The sequence below is a fragment of the Sulfuricurvum sp. genome, from assembly GCF_036279695.1.
GTDB lineage: Bacteria > Campylobacterota > Campylobacteria > Campylobacterales > Sulfurimonadaceae > Sulfuricurvum.
On sequence record NZ_DASUIQ010000065.1, the window covers coordinates 88,873 to 102,926 of the forward strand.

Here is a 14,054-nt window from a genome sequence, read left to right on the forward strand (position 1 = left end):
CTTAGCGATATTTCTCTTCGATCCCGACAAGGGTTCGATAGAGTTTCTCCCCTTCGTCATTTTCCCCTTTGGCATACACCTTCTTCCCATCATGCGCAAAAAATGTCAGTTCCAACGGAGCATTGGTATCTCCTGAGGCGAGGACGGCGATGTCATCGGGTGAGATCGTAAAGCTCGTCAATACTTTTTTCGTCACAAAATCGATCTGCGGATAGGCAACATAGACGAGTTCAGAACAGACGATGGTTTCGGTGGTGTTGACGTTGAAATCAAAATCGTACTTTTTACCGTAATTGCTCAGTGCCAGATCCAATGAACCGCGTATCTCATCGGAGGATAAATGGCTCGGACGGAGTGTCGCAACGTCATCGATATTCATAAAATGCTCGACGCTGTTAAGTACGACCCCCTCGCGAAGCGCTTCGAGGATCACTTTGCCCTCTTTGATCTCATCGAGATGGCGTTTAATAAACGGTTCGTTCAATGCTCCCAAATCGCGAAGCTGTTCATACGTTCCGATGTAGAGCGCCGCATGACCGAAATGCCCCGGAATCGTTTTGTCGGTCAAAGCAAATGGGGTCTTTTCCAGCAATACGTCTCCGGGTTTGAGCTGTGCCGAAAAATCAGCGAGAAATGCTTTGTCCTCACGCAGTTTTCCGCTGCGCCATCGTACCATCCCCATCGTGTTGCCTAGCACTTTTGAAAAGGTGAATTTGAGTTTTTCGACGGTTGAGAACGGCAATTCAGCGGTACGGGAGACGAGTACGCTCACCTGATCGGCAATCTCTTTGAACGCGTTATCTCCCCCTAACGTCGCACGCATCGGTGAGTGGTCGATGTAATCGTATAGATAGCGGATCGAAGGGTCACCTTGAGCGATATAGAGAGCAATCGTCTTGCGGTTATCCTCGAAAAAGCGGATGGCATCGAGCATCGTGGAGCGATAGGTGAGGGTATTGGCTCTCATCAGTGAGTCTTTGTAAAAGTTTTCATCCACTCCGTACTCGGGATAGGCTTCATTGAGTTTAGCGCGGATTTCGCTTTTGTCATGCATATGATCTTGCATAAATTGGGCATTGTCATAGAGAGTCAGCGCCGCCGCCATTGAAATCACGATTGATTCGATACGGTCGCGATCCCCTAACGATTCATCGGTGCGGTAAAGCGCATTACGGTAGCGCAACGCATACGGAAATAAACTGGTTCGTACGGCATCGGCTTCACGGATCGATTTGGCGATTCTCACCGACAGGGTCGATGGGAGTGCCCCTTTGTGCGAGCGAATTGAGCTTTCCGCTTCACTCATAAAAGGGGGGATCTTTTCCCGAAGATCGAGAGAACGGCGGATAAGGTCTTCTACCGCTATCGCGTCGTTTTGACGGGCGGTATTCACCAGCTGTGCCAAATCCGATTCGGCGGAGAGGAGGGTAAATGCGGCTAGGGTCAGTGAGATTATGAGGGTTCTATAATTCATTTTTTGCCTTTGTGTGGATTAGTCGTGCAATGATTCCTGCAACGAGCAAAGTCGTAATGCCGACGAGGAGAAAAATATCGGGGATACTCCAACCATCTCCTAGAAGTAGTATCGTCACAACCGCACCTGAAACCATAAAAAGGGCATTGAGGATATTGTTGGCGGCGATGATGCGGGAGCGAGAATGGGCTTCGCTTCGCCCTTGCATCAGGGCATACAGCGGAACGCTATAAAGCCCGCCGAACACTCCGATGAGGGTTAGATCAAAGAGAATATGGAAAAACTGCGGGTTTGCGTATATATCTCCTGTCGTGGTGAAGTGTTGCGCGGCAAGGGCAAAATCGATCCCCGACAGCCCCATTCCGATAGCTCCGATAACAACCAGCGAGACGCGGAGGCTATGGTGGCTGAGCCGCTCACAGAGGATGGAACCCGCACCGATCCCGAGGGTAAAGAGGCTCAGCAGTATCGTCACCGTCGTCTCATCCCCCATCAACACCGATTGAACGAATGAGGGGAACTGAGAGAGGAGCAATGCCCCATAAAGCCAAAACCATGAGATCGCCAAAATAGAAAGAAAAACCATCCGATTTTGGTACGCCAATCGGATAGCGTTGCGTGTTTGGGCAATGAGGTTGAGCGAAAACGGCATCTCAGGGCTCAGGGAGGGGGCGTTTGGGATATAGCGGCTGAGGGTGTATCCGATGATGGCGACCGCGATGGAGGCGATACCGGCAATCACTCCGCCGTTGGGGATTCCCGATAGTACCCCGCCGATGAGTGTCCCCAGTAAAATCGCGGCGAATGTCCCCGATTCGACGAGGGCGTTGGCGCTGACCAGCTCATTTTCCCCCATGTGCTGAGGGATGATCGAGTATTTGATCGGACCGAACAGCGTCGAGTGCATCCCCATCCCGAACACGACGATCATAAGGGTGATAAACGAATGGGTCGCAAATCCCACCGTGGCGATCACCATCAAAAAGATCTCCCACACTTTGACGATACGTGCGAGACGCGCTTTATCAAACTTATCCGCCAACTCTCCCGCCACTCCTGAGAAAAGGAAAAAGGGGAGGATAAAGACGGCTCCGATCAGCGGAGCGAGGAGGGCGGAGGAGATCGAAGTCCACTCGGCGGCTTGAAAGGTGAGGAGCACCGCAAGGGTATTTTTAAAGAGATTGTCGTTAAATGCCCCTAAAAACTGGGTTCCGAACAGCGGGGCAAAACGGTGTGTTTTGAGCAGATAAAGTGGACTGCTCATGCATCCGCCGCCATTGATTTGAGGGTGACGTAATCGGTTTTGCCTGTCCCCAAAACAGGGATGGCATCGACATAAACGATTTTGCGAGGAACGGCGATTTCAGGGTATCCTCGCTCCCGTGCGGCTTGTTGGAGGGTATCGCGTTTTAGCTCTCTGTCGGTCGTAAAGAGGACGAGGGCTTCCCCTCTGGACTCATCATTTTGGGATGATGTCGCATGAAAATGGCTCGGTGAAGCGGTGAGGGCGAGTTTCTCAACCGATTCGAGGGAGATCATCTCCCCCGCGATCTTGGCGAACCGTTTGACCCGTCCCGCTATGCGAACAAATCCACGCTCATCGATCGTGACGATGTCTCCCGTATCGTACCACCCCTCTCCCGCATCAGAGGTCGGTTTTTCCAAAAATCCGGGACGCTCAGCACGTAGATAGCCGCTCATAACGTTCGGTCCTTTGACGTGCAAGATTCCCCCCTCATCGATCCCCGGAACACTAATGAGTTTTGCCTCAATCCCCGGCAAAATCTGTCCTACGGTGCCGCTTCGGTACGCCATCGGGGTATTGACGGCGATAACGGGAGCCGTTTCGGTCGCCCCGTACCCTTCGAAAATCCGTATCCCGAATTTCTCGAACCACAGCTCTTTGACACTCTCCGAGAGCTTTTCAGCTCCGGCTACGACGTAGCGGAGGCGATAAAAATCGTAGGGATGGGCATGGGCGGCATAATGGTTCAAAAAGGTGCTGGTTCCAAAGAGGATCGTGCACGATCGGTCATACGCGATCTCTGGGATAACGCGGTAATGCAGTGGGGATGGGTACAAAAAGAGGGGAATCCCTCCCATAATCGGCAACAATGTCCCCGCTGTCAAACCGAAGGAGTGGAAAATCGGCAGGGCATTGAGCATTTTGTCTTCCGTCGAGAAATCGACGATGGAACGCAGTTGAGCGATATTTGCCATAATCGCATCGTGCGAGAGGACAACCCCTTTGGGTTTCCCTTCCGACCCTGAGGTAAAGAGGATCACCGCCGTATCTTCAGGAGCTACTTTGTGCATCACTGCACGCGGGAACCATCGTGCGAATCCCATGAGCCAGAGTTTGTCGATGAGACGCATTTGAGGACGGAGGTCTTCGAGATAGAGGATCGTTACACCGTGTAACCCCTCCAGTTTGGGTTCGAGTTTCCCTTGTGTTACAAAAGCACGGGAGGTGATGATCGTGTTGATCTGTGCGGCGGTGCAGGCATTTTGTAATCCATCGCTTCCGGCGGTAAAGTTGAGCATTGCGGGAGTTCGTCCAAACGCATTGAGTCCGAGAATAAGCCCCAATGTCGGAACCGCTGTGGGCATCAATACCCCAACCGCTTCTTTGGGAGCGGTATGAGGGGAGAGGAGTCTCCCCAATCCCAATGCCATCGTTAGCACCTGTCGGTAGGTGTACTCGATTTGTTTGGTGTCTTCGGCAATGCGGTGCGAATAACCGTAATCTTCCGCCGCATCGACGAATGCTCCGAAAAGGGTATTTGGGGTTCGCGATTCGAAGATACACTGTTGCAACAGTGTACGCATCGCTTCGCCCGATTTGGTACGTTTTTCATGAGCACTTCCCCCCTCAGAGATACGCAGACGGGTCGGGGTGCAATAGGTGAGGGTGATTTGCGGAAACCACCGTTTCGGATGTTCCGTGTGCATCCGTGAGAGGGTACTGAATGTCGCCCCCTCGATAATCACGGGATGGATCGTCGCCTCCGTTTTGACCGTGACGAACGCCGACCCCTCATAAATCTTCATCAAACTTCCCGTCGTCGTGATCCGCCCCTCAGGGAAAATGACGACAGGACGACCGCTTTCGACGAGACGGATGATCTGTTTGATCGCCATCGGATTGGAGGGATCGATGGCGAGGTATTCGCTCAGCGATAAAAATGCTCTTACCAGCGGGCGTTTGGCGATTTCGGTATTGACCACGAAAACCGGTTTGATCGGAAGTACCAACCCCAAAATCAGCCCGTCTAAAAACGATTGATGGTTGGCTATGATAATCGTATGGTTTTCTTCGCGTTGAAACTCTCCGACTACTTTTATCCGAAATAAAAGACGGACGATTACATATAAAATCGATTTAATCATTGAGAATTTCCTTGTAAATAGTTGAGTACATTGCCAAACGTTTGCTCCAGTAGAGGTTTATTGATCCAAAACCACACCTCTTTCCCTTTTTTCTCGCTCAAGAGCACTTCGGCCTGACGGAGGATTTTGAGATGATGCGATACGGTGGTGCGTGCTAGTGTCGAGGCATCGGCGATTTGCCCCGCTGTGAGCCGCTCATCCGGCTCGAACAGCATCAGCATCCGCTGACGGTGTTCATCCCCCAACGCGGTAAAAATATCGGACATCGGTTTCCATTCGGGCGGAAGAGCATGGGTATAATTGGTTTTCATCGTTATAATCCTAAAAACTTAAACATATAGATATGATAATAAATCTGAGCTAATATGAGACTGAATCACTCGCGCGAAGTGATTCTAAATGCGATTGATACAGACCCAGTGCCACATACACGTATTTCGATTTGACATAGGCACTACGGATACTATTGAGCCGCTCTTCGATCTGCTCCATCGTGTGTCCACGGTACAACATCCACGCACCGATCGCCATAACACTGCGAGAGAGCCCTAGAGCGCAATGGACATAGACACCGCGCTCTTTTTTATCTTCGATCATCATAACGACGCGGTGCAGTGCCTCGGGAGAGGGGATCGTCAAATCCAAAAATGGTATTCTCGTCTGCTCCAGTGTAGAGCGGTTGATCTGATGTTCCAATGCCAGATTGATCGCGTGGTTGATCCCAAGGGATCGGATAAGGTCGTATTCGTGGGATGATGGGTGACGTCCGAAATAGATGCGTTCCTCCACGTGGCTCATTAACGGCAATTTTTGTTTGTACCATCGCCATGAGAGGTTTGTCCCGATAAAATAGGGGGCAAACACGATCCATTGCCATAATGAAGCCTTTGACTCTTCCCCTGCAATGAGATGATTGAGTCCAAACGCATAGACGATAGCTACCGCTGCCATCGAGAGAAACAGCCACAGTGCGATGAGGGAGTGATATGCGAACGCTGCGACGAGAAACAAAACCGCCGCACCCAAATAATAAAGCCCCACTTTGAGACTGCGCGGAGTGGTGAACTTCTCCAGAAGCCGGTTATTCGGACGGATTAGGGCGATAGCGAGTGCCCCCATGAGTGCCCCCGTCGGGAGATCGATAAAATGGTGCTGATACACCAGCAGTGTGGAGAGGGCGATGAGCCAAAGCCACAGAGCAACGGCGTATTTTAGAAAAACGTTTTTCAAATGAGCGCGCATCGACATCCACAGCACGATGGCAAAACTGATGTGCAACGAGGGGAGCTGATTGTAAGGCAGATCGGCACTGAGAACCCCAAAGAGCCATTGATACTCATCGCTTTTGGGTTTTTCAAATCCGAATTGGAGCGGAAAAAGGGTAAAGATGAGGACTGATAAAGCAACGATAAAGAGCACCCGCAACGCAAGGATACGAAGCTCCAAACGGCTCTGCGGAAGCAAAAATGCGATACAAAACATCACATCCGAGGACATATAGGGGATGATGAATGAGGGGACGAACGGAATGTGCCGCTCCCACTCCATAAAAATCGAGGGGTGGGGGGTGAGCGAAGCGTACTGATTCGCCGCACCGTAGAGGATAAAAAAGAGCGCTCCCATAAAAAGTACCCATACAAATCGCTCTTTGAGGGTGGCAGAGGCATCTAGGGCAGGATCAAACGGATACATGGTTATCTACGTCGCGCCGATGAGACGGTGAAAATACCCCAATCATCGATCCGCATCCCCTCTTTATCAAACCCGTAGGAGCCAAAGAGGGTATCGAGTTCATACTGGCTTCGGCGGCGCATTATCCATTGCGTTTGCTGATGGTTCCCAAGCACATGGGCGATTTGTTCCAACTGCGGATGCCACGGCTGACCCGTATAGACCAAATACCCATTCGGTGCGATCATCGAAGTGATCCCCTCAATGGCATTTTGGATCAGTGCATTTTGTTCAAACAGCTCAAATACCCCTGAGACGACAACGATATTCGGCTCGTAGGTATTTCGGTCGTAATTGGTTTTATCAAACGCATCGGCTTGCTCGTAACGGATATTAGAGAGACCCCGCTCTTTTGCCAATGCGCGCCCTTGCTCGACGTTTTGTTCCTGATAATCGCGCACCAGTACCTCAATGTCGGGGTACTCCTCTGCGAGTTCGATGAGATAGCGGGCGGGTCCTCCGGCAATATCGAGAATTTTTACATTTTTCCCCTCGCCGCGCAGCTGATCGATTTTTTCGCGGATAGTAATGATAGCGTTGACTTTACGCTGACGAATCCCTCTCCATCCGATGCTCTCGAGATAGTTTTTATCGGAGAGTTTCCCTAGCAGACCCACACCGCTTGGGGTATTTTTGTAGACATAATCGAGTGTAACCCCCGAATCGAACCCGTATTTCAGCCCGATTTTCATCCCATCACTCATCCACCCCAAGGTGTTTAGCATAAAACGCTGAACCCCAAAAGAGAACTTTTGACACGTGGTGATCTCCCCTCGTGCGATTTTATCTTTTTCATTTTGGGTCAACGCGATGAGATGCTCACTCTTATCGGTTTTAGGGGTGTTGAAACACTCCTCCATAAACACTCCGATGGCATCGATCGCTTTGTGCGCTTCCGCTTCATAGAGGACACCGTGATAAAACCCTTTCAACTCCACGAACCGTTTTAACGGGGAACTGAGACGCTCATAAAATACCTTTTGAACGCGACTGTCCACGACATAATCCGATGTTGCCGAGAGTACCAATGTCGGGGTGACGATGTGGCTCGCATCCTCCACAATCCGTTTTGCGGTATCGAGGAGTGTCACGAGTTGTCGTGCGGGGATGTTGGGAGTGATGAGCGGATCGGTGTTGTATCGCTCCTGCTCTATCGTATTATGGGTCAAAAACTTCGCTTTGACGTAGGATTTGATGTTCATGCGGGGATTAAACCGTATCATCAAATCGAGTGAGGGTTTGGCGAGAGGGATATAGAGTTTGATGACAAACGCCGGAGCGACCAGTGCCATCCCCGCGATACGCGGAGCATAATCGTGCACCCACGTCGAAGCGACGACCCCCGCGACCGAGTTGGCGACGACGAAAATATCTTCGGCGCTTTTTCCCTCTTTGGCACAGACAAAGCGGACAAACGCCTCCAAATCGCGTACCAGATTCATAAACTCATAGGTCGCCTCGGCTCTAGTGTATCCATGCCCTCGATTGTCATACGAGAACACTTTGTACCCCTCGAAAATCGCGTTACGGGCGATGGGATCGAGTCGCTCTGAGTGCTCATGTCCGCGATGGAGGAGCAGCACGATTTTGCCGTTAGGATTTTGCGGCGACCATTCACGATAAAAAAGCTCTGAGCCATCGAAGCTTGCGAAATTTCCGGTTGTCATCTTATTCTCCTAATAGTTTGGTGTAGTTGGTATAGATGGGACTCTCTGCCGGGAAGTACTCTAAAATCGCCTTGGCATAGCGATCAAATGGGTTCGCTTCGCGTGAGAGAGAAAAGCGTTTGCGATAGGGGAGATCGTAGCTGTTGAGCATCGTGCTAAAGGGTACGGGGAAATCGGTGCCGAAGAGGAGCTTGTGATGGATGTCGCTCTGTCTGCTCAGATGGCGCAATACTTTTGCTCTCACGGGGGTGAGGAGGGCGCTTATGTCAGCATAGAGATTATCATGTTCTCTAAGCATTTCGAGAAGGATAAAGTACTCGTCGTTAAAATGTTTCGGATTTTTGGAGAGGGCTTTGAATATTTGGCGTGGTTCATAGGTGAGTGCCATATGTGCGCAGATCACCTGAACCCCCGCTTCGAGTGGATGACTCAGCATATCGATACTCTCACACGATTTAAAAGAGTGAACACTGCTCTCACTCCCCACATGGACGATCAGCGGCAGATCGCGCTGTGCGAGTTTGTCGAAATAGGGACGATAACGCGCTTCGCGGGTATCGACCCCCCAGTAGTTTTGCAAAAACTTTGCCCCCGCAAATCCCGCATCGGCGTAGCGGTCGATGAGATCGAGCGCATCGGGGCGTTTGGGATTGATGGAGAAAAAGGGGATGATGACATCCTCGTTCCCTCGGTACAACGCCGCTACGTCTTCGTTGGTCGCACACACGGTGATGTCTTTGTGAAGAATTTCTCCCTCTTCATCAACCCGTGCATCGACACCGAAGAGGACGATTTTCTCAACGTGTCGTGAACCTCTGACCGATTCGACCAGTGCGCGGGTGTATTCGCCGTAGGGATCGCGGACGAGTGCTTTGGGGTTCATTCCGAACTTTTTGGCAAAAAAACGCAATGCCAATTTGTCGTAAAAACGATCAAACGCTACATCACTGCTGAGAAGGTGGGTATGGATATCAATGGTTTTCATAACTATATTCCTAAAAACTTAGACATATCGAAATATTAAATGTGTTTTCCTAAAATTATCCTGAAATTTATACATCCTTCTCCCCCGCCTTTTTAATCACCTCTTCCAACCGCTCCGTAAACGCTTGAGTATCTTCTTCGCCGATCATCATCGGCTCATTGATATGAACATCGATGATAAAGGGGACGAGTAGCGCTTCCCCTTTGGGGAGCACTTTTCCCGCGCCGCCGAGATAGATGGGGACAACGCTGATATGGGGAGCCATTTTTGCCAAATGGGCGACTCCTGATTTGAATTTACTCATCTGCTCCGCTTCGCCGCGACTCCCCTCGGGGAAGAGGATGATGCTGTTCCCCGCTTCGAGGGCTTGGCGCACCGATTCGAGGGGATGCGTGTGCGATCTCTCTACTTTTCGACTTAGGGGGATAATCCCGATGAACTGGGTCGAGAACCACGCGATGAGGCGGTTTTTCATAAAATAGTCCGCCGCCGCGACGGGGCGGATACGGTGGATTTTGCGCAGGGGAAAGAGGCTCATGAGTACCAGCGTATCGAGATGGCTGTTATGGTTAGCGACGATGATGCAGGGTTTGTCGTGACTTAGGTGTTCGCGCCCCCGCACATGCACTCCGAAGACCAGCAATACCGTAGGACGGACGATGAGGGCGAAAAAGAGCCATTTTAGCATCGTGTTATCCTAATAGTAGAGATAGTAGGTGAAATGGAAAAAAAGCGGTGCGGTATAGGTGAGACTATCGACACGATCAAGTATCCCCCCATGCCCAGGCAGCAGATGCCCCGAATCTTTTACCCCGATGTCCCGTTTGACCATCGAAATGACGACATCGCCGACGAACCCCGCGCCGCTGATGAGCATCCCCGCCGCGAGCGCTTGAAGCGTCGTAAAAGGGGTGAGAAACGAAAATGCCACCGCGAGAGCACTGAGGGTGATAAATGCACCCACGAACCCCTCGATCGTTTTGTTGGGGCTTACTTTCGGGACGATTTTATGTTTACCCAGAGCCTTGCCCCAGAGATATTGTAATACATCGTTGAGTTCGGTGAGGACGACGAGATAGAGCACCAACTCTTTTCCCCCGACATCATGCCCCGCCACAGCAGGGAGAGTCATCATATAGGCGAGGTGGCTCAGACCGAAGACAAACATCATCAGCCCCCACTGCACGCGGCTCGTGTTCTCTAAAAATCCCTGCGTCTCCCCGATGAGTACCTGACGAAACGGGAGGAGCAAAAAGAGGTAGACGGGTATCCAAATGATAAACATCCCATACCACTGCGCCCCCGCGAACCAGTACTGAAACACGATGGAGAGGTAGGCGTAAAAGATGATACGACGATCGGTGCGACGGGTGGGGATAAGGGTGAAATACTCTTTGAGGGCGAGATAGCTGATGAGAGCGAAAAAGAACATCGCTACGGTCGTGTTGAGCATCGCCCCGAGTATAAATGCGCCGATAATGATCCACCACGAATAGACGCGGTCTTTCAACTCTTGGGACGTTTTGGTGCGAAAGATCACCGATACGATCAACGTGGCAAACGCCAATATCCCTAAAATAATCAGCAAAACAATCCCGCTTTTACCCGAAAAGAGTGTGGTGATTGTCTCTATCATGATTTTAACCCCCGCACAGAGCGTCGAAGCACCGTCCATCCCCCCATCAGCGTGGCGATGATCATAATGGCATCAAACCACCCATCAGGCAAAACTCCCAGCCCAAGAGCCAGCGAGAGGGCGCCGATCACAAACGCTCGATCGCTTTTCCCCATCGGTCCATCATAGCGTCTCACTCCCCCGATGAGTGCTCCCAACACCCCCGCCATTTCTGTGAGGATAGCCATAATAACAAATAACACAACCCAAAGTGCCGAGACACCGCCGATCAGAGCAAAAGGGAGATAAAGCGCCGCATCCGAGAGGACATCGCTCATTTCATTCAGCATCGCCCCTGCGTCGCTTTTCATATCGTGCTCTTTGGCGAGCATCCCATCGATCGCATTAAGCGCCATCCGCACAAACATCACCGCAGGGATAGATAGCAGTGTCCAGAGCGCACCGTGGGTGAGTGCAACAGCACCCCCCGCGATAAAAGAGAGAGCGAGTGCCGCATAGGTGATTTGATTCGGAGTTGCCCCTAAGCGCGCCAAATTTTGGACTGTAGGACGAAGAAGATTTTGGAAAGCGGGTTTGAGATCGTAGATGGTCGCCATATATATTCCGTCTTAAAAGATGGTGTATTCTAGTGTAAAAAAACAAAAAATACTATTTTTTGGGCTTAACACTCCGAACTAATGACTTGGTTCCGTCCGTTTGCTTTGGCTTGGTAGAGGGCACGGTCGGCACGTAAGAGAAGATCATCCATTTTTTGATCGCTTGGGAGGATAGAGGCGACACCGACACTGACAGTAAAAAAGATGGGTTCCTTTTCGGAATAGATGGCTATTTTGGAGGTGCTTTGGACGATTCGTTCCGCCAATAGGATACTCTCCTCTAAAGATGTTTCAAACAGCAATGCCGTAAACTCTTCCCCTCCCATCCGTCCGAAAACATCACTTTCACGGAGATGCTTTTTACAGTTATCGGCGAATTGTTTGAGTGCCTGATCTCCCACTTGATGCCCGTATGTATCGTTGATCGCCTTAAAATTATCAAGATCGAATGACAAAACACAGAGCTCTTTTTGATTTCGTTTTGCCATAACGAAATATTGATCTCCGACATCAAAAAAACTTCGTCGGTTTCGAATGTTGGTGAGGTAATCGGTTGTAGCGATATGGGTTAACCCTATGTTGAGTTGTTCGAGTTCTAATGTCCGTTCTTTCACCTCTTGCTCCAGTTGAGCGGCATAGTCGTGTTCGGCATTTAAAATGATATTTTTTTGTTGATTAAGTTTTTCAATCATCAAATTAAACTTTTTTTGGAGGAGATCAAGCTCGCTGCTTTTAGGAACATTTACACTGATTTTATGCTGATCGAGATTGTCAAATTCAATGTCGCCGATTTGATTGGTAAGATCGGTAAGGGGTTCAACGAGATTTTTTTGAAATGCCCAAATAAACAAAAATAACAATATCACGCTTTTGATCATGGCATTGAGGATTATCAGAATTACCCCTGTTTTGACAATGTCGATAACACTGTTTTGATCGGAGGAGATGATCGCTTTTGCTATCACTATTTTTTGCATATTATGTACTTTAAATATGTTAAATTCATGAGAAAAACGGTTGGTTATGTTATGTGCTTGATGATGAGTGATAATATTTCCGGAAGGGTCCAAAAGGATGACCTCTTTTACAAATGACAGTTTGGAAATGGAATCGCTCAAACTCTCTATTTGATCCACATCCATATCCCAAATAGCATTTTGGAGTGAATTTATATAAGTATTTTCGAGGGAGACTAGATCTTTTTGGACATTGTTTTTGGTATCGTAATATTCAATCATAATCTGAGTAATCGTCATGATCAAGGTGATGACAAAATAGATCAAAAATATTTTTTTGAGTAGCTTTACTGATATGGAATTTTTAATAAACATCTATTCGGACTTTTTTAATATAGTGTTGAGTCTTTTTTCTGCTTTAATCATGACATCATCCACCGAATCATGACTCATCAAAAAATCACTCAAAATCGTAATCATGGCATCATTGCACTCTTTGAGTTTGAGATTTTTAGGATAGAGTGCCATATCATGTGCCGATTTAACGTAAACTTTTCTAAAAGGGAGTTTTTTGAACTCTTCTGTTTTTAAAACGTTTAGATTGGCGGGAACCTGACCTGAGATCGCCCAGTCATAGGAGTTTTCTGAAATCCATTTGATAAATTCGGCTGAGGCTTTTTGTTTGGACAAATCATTGGATTTTAGGATGACAAAAGTATGTGAATCTCCGAAATTGGCACTCTTATCAAAAAGTTTCGGAAACTCAACGACACCAAAATCAAGCTCTTTATTTTGTTGAAAATTCCACGTCGTCCAAACCCCTGTAATCATTGTTGCTGCTTTGTTAAATTTAAAGAGGTTGTAGCCTTTTTCATCGTGTATCTCTTGATTCCAAACTTTGGCTTCTCTCATTTTGTAAAAAAAATCAAACGCTTTTTTCCCCGCCGGATTGTTAATGGCTGCTTTGTTGTTGAGTATATACCCTCCGTTTTCTTGTTGAGAATAGAGACTGTACCAAATCCACCAGTTAAGTACATTGTCGTTTGGGGTAGAGAATGCCACGACATCAGGCGGCAGTGATTTTTGAAGTTTTTGTAAGAATTCTACGAATCCCTCAATGCCGCTTCTTATGATTGGATTACCGTTTTTATCCAAAAGATGAGCCTGTGCCAAATATTTTTTGTTGAAATACATAACTTGTGGATGCATATCCAGAGGGAGAGCATAATGTTTTTGTTCAAATCGGATCGCTTGAATCAAATGGGGGGAAAAATTCTTCCACGGTATCTCATAAGAATTTAAATCGGCTAAGGCATTTTGATGCACATACCACGGGAGTAGTGATGCGTGAACGATAGCGATATCAGGAGCATTTTTGGTGTGAATATTTTTATTTAGAGTGGGGTAATACTCTGCCCATTTTATAATTTTCATCTTAACATTGATGTGTTTATGGGAGGCATTAAACTTATCCACCATCAGTTGCATCGGTCTGGCATCTCCGCCACTAAAGAGAACCCAATATTTCAGATTAGTGAGTGGTGGTTCATTACCCATCAATCCAACAATGAACAATATTTGAGCGAAAAATAGTGTAAAAAGCTTCATCTGATTATTCT

At 48.6% G+C, this 14,054-nt stretch carries 12 protein-coding genes; all 12 read right to left on the reverse strand.

Features of this window, described 5'->3' with window-relative positions; genetic code table 11:
- Position 1: 1 nt before the first annotated feature.
- Positions 2–1,474 (reverse strand): YiiX/YebB-like N1pC/P60 family cysteine hydrolase, encoded by a 1,473-nt coding sequence (locus tag VFW36_RS06635; protein ID WP_329658025.1) that lies wholly within the window; start codon positions 1,472–1,474, stop codon positions 2–4.
- Positions 1,464–2,738 (reverse strand): MFS transporter, encoded by a 1,275-nt coding sequence (locus VFW36_RS06640; RefSeq protein WP_329658026.1) that lies wholly within the window; start codon positions 2,736–2,738, stop codon positions 1,464–1,466. The genes VFW36_RS06635 and VFW36_RS06640 overlap by 11 nt, the downstream gene beginning before the upstream one ends.
- Complete coding sequence (aas, locus tag VFW36_RS06645; protein WP_329658027.1) at positions 2,735–4,864, reverse strand: bifunctional acyl-ACP--phospholipid O-acyltransferase/long-chain-fatty-acid--ACP ligase; 2,130 nt, start codon at positions 4,862–4,864, stop codon at positions 2,735–2,737. Before aas ends, VFW36_RS06640 begins: the two co-directional genes overlap by 4 nt.
- On the reverse strand, positions 4,861–5,175 hold the full coding sequence (locus tag VFW36_RS06650; protein WP_329658028.1) for a metalloregulator ArsR/SmtB family transcription factor: 315 nt from the start codon (positions 5,173–5,175) through the stop codon (positions 4,861–4,863). The genes aas and VFW36_RS06650 overlap by 4 nt, the downstream gene beginning before the upstream one ends.
- Before the next feature lie 49 nt (positions 5,176–5,224).
- Positions 5,225–6,556 (reverse strand): dual specificity protein phosphatase family protein, encoded by a 1,332-nt coding sequence (locus VFW36_RS06655; protein WP_329658029.1) that lies wholly within the window; start codon positions 6,554–6,556, stop codon positions 5,225–5,227.
- A gap of 2 nt (positions 6,557–6,558) precedes the next feature.
- On the reverse strand, positions 6,559–8,262 hold the full coding sequence (locus VFW36_RS06660) for a bifunctional alpha/beta hydrolase/class I SAM-dependent methyltransferase (RefSeq protein ID WP_329658030.1): 1,704 nt from the start codon (positions 8,260–8,262) through the stop codon (positions 6,559–6,561).
- Between the two features lies 1 nt (position 8,263).
- Positions 8,264–9,247 (reverse strand): amidohydrolase family protein, encoded by a 984-nt coding sequence (locus tag VFW36_RS06665; protein ID WP_329658031.1) that lies wholly within the window; start codon positions 9,245–9,247, stop codon positions 8,264–8,266.
- A 67-nt stretch (positions 9,248–9,314) separates the two neighbouring features.
- The gene (locus VFW36_RS06670; protein WP_329658032.1) at positions 9,315–9,935 is read right to left on the reverse strand and encodes a lysophospholipid acyltransferase family protein; all 621 of its coding nucleotides are present in this window, start codon (positions 9,933–9,935) and stop codon (positions 9,315–9,317) included.
- A 9-nt stretch (positions 9,936–9,944) separates the two neighbouring features.
- Positions 9,945–10,883, reverse strand: coding sequence for a phosphatidate cytidylyltransferase (locus VFW36_RS06675; RefSeq protein ID WP_329658033.1), 939 nt, complete (start codon positions 10,881–10,883; stop codon positions 9,945–9,947).
- On the reverse strand, positions 10,880–11,479 hold the full coding sequence (locus tag VFW36_RS06680) for a CDP-alcohol phosphatidyltransferase family protein (RefSeq protein ID WP_329658034.1): 600 nt from the start codon (positions 11,477–11,479) through the stop codon (positions 10,880–10,882). The genes VFW36_RS06675 and VFW36_RS06680 overlap by 4 nt, the downstream gene beginning before the upstream one ends.
- Positions 11,480–11,544: 65 nt before the next feature.
- Positions 11,545–12,762 carry a diguanylate cyclase gene (locus VFW36_RS06685; protein WP_329658035.1) on the reverse strand — a complete coding sequence of 406 codons (1,218 nt, stop codon included), beginning with the start codon at positions 12,760–12,762 and terminating at the stop codon, positions 11,545–11,547.
- A gap of 48 nt (positions 12,763–12,810) precedes the next feature.
- A complete protein-coding gene (locus tag VFW36_RS06690) occupies positions 12,811–14,043 on the reverse strand; it encodes an extracellular solute-binding protein (protein ID WP_329658036.1) in 1,233 nt (410 codons plus the stop codon).
- Positions 14,044–14,054 lie beyond the last annotated feature (11 nt).

Excerpts from the sequence above, each read along its gene's own strand:
- VFW36_RS06670 (WP_329658032.1), bottom strand. The coding sequence starts at position 9,935 with ATGCTAAAATGGCTCTTTTTCGCCCTCATCGTCCGTCCTACGGTATTG.
- VFW36_RS06655 (WP_329658029.1), bottom strand. The coding sequence starts at position 6,556 with ATGTATCCGTTTGATCCTGCCCTAGATGCCTCTGCCACCCTCAAAGAG.
- VFW36_RS06690 (WP_329658036.1), bottom strand. The coding sequence starts at position 14,043 with ATGAAGCTTTTTACACTATTTTTCGCTCAAATATTGTTCATTGTTGGA.
- VFW36_RS06660 (WP_329658030.1), bottom strand. The coding sequence starts at position 8,262 with ATGACAACCGGAAATTTCGCAAGCTTCGATGGCTCAGAGCTTTTTTAT.
- VFW36_RS06640 (WP_329658026.1), bottom strand. The coding sequence starts at position 2,738 with ATGAGCAGTCCACTTTATCTGCTCAAAACACACCGTTTTGCCCCGCTG.
- VFW36_RS06675 (WP_329658033.1), bottom strand. The coding sequence starts at position 10,883 with ATGATAGAGACAATCACCACACTCTTTTCGGGTAAAAGCGGGATTGTT.
- VFW36_RS06650 (WP_329658028.1), bottom strand. The coding sequence starts at position 5,175 with ATGAAAACCAATTATACCCATGCTCTTCCGCCCGAATGGAAACCGATG.
- VFW36_RS06680 (WP_329658034.1), bottom strand. The coding sequence starts at position 11,479 with ATGGCGACCATCTACGATCTCAAACCCGCTTTCCAAAATCTTCTTCGT.
- VFW36_RS06635 (WP_329658025.1), bottom strand. The coding sequence starts at position 1,474 with ATGAATTATAGAACCCTCATAATCTCACTGACCCTAGCCGCATTTACC.
- VFW36_RS06665 (WP_329658031.1), bottom strand. The coding sequence starts at position 9,247 with ATGAAAACCATTGATATCCATACCCACCTTCTCAGCAGTGATGTAGCG.
- aas (WP_329658027.1), bottom strand. The coding sequence starts at position 4,864 with ATGATTAAATCGATTTTATATGTAATCGTCCGTCTTTTATTTCGGATA.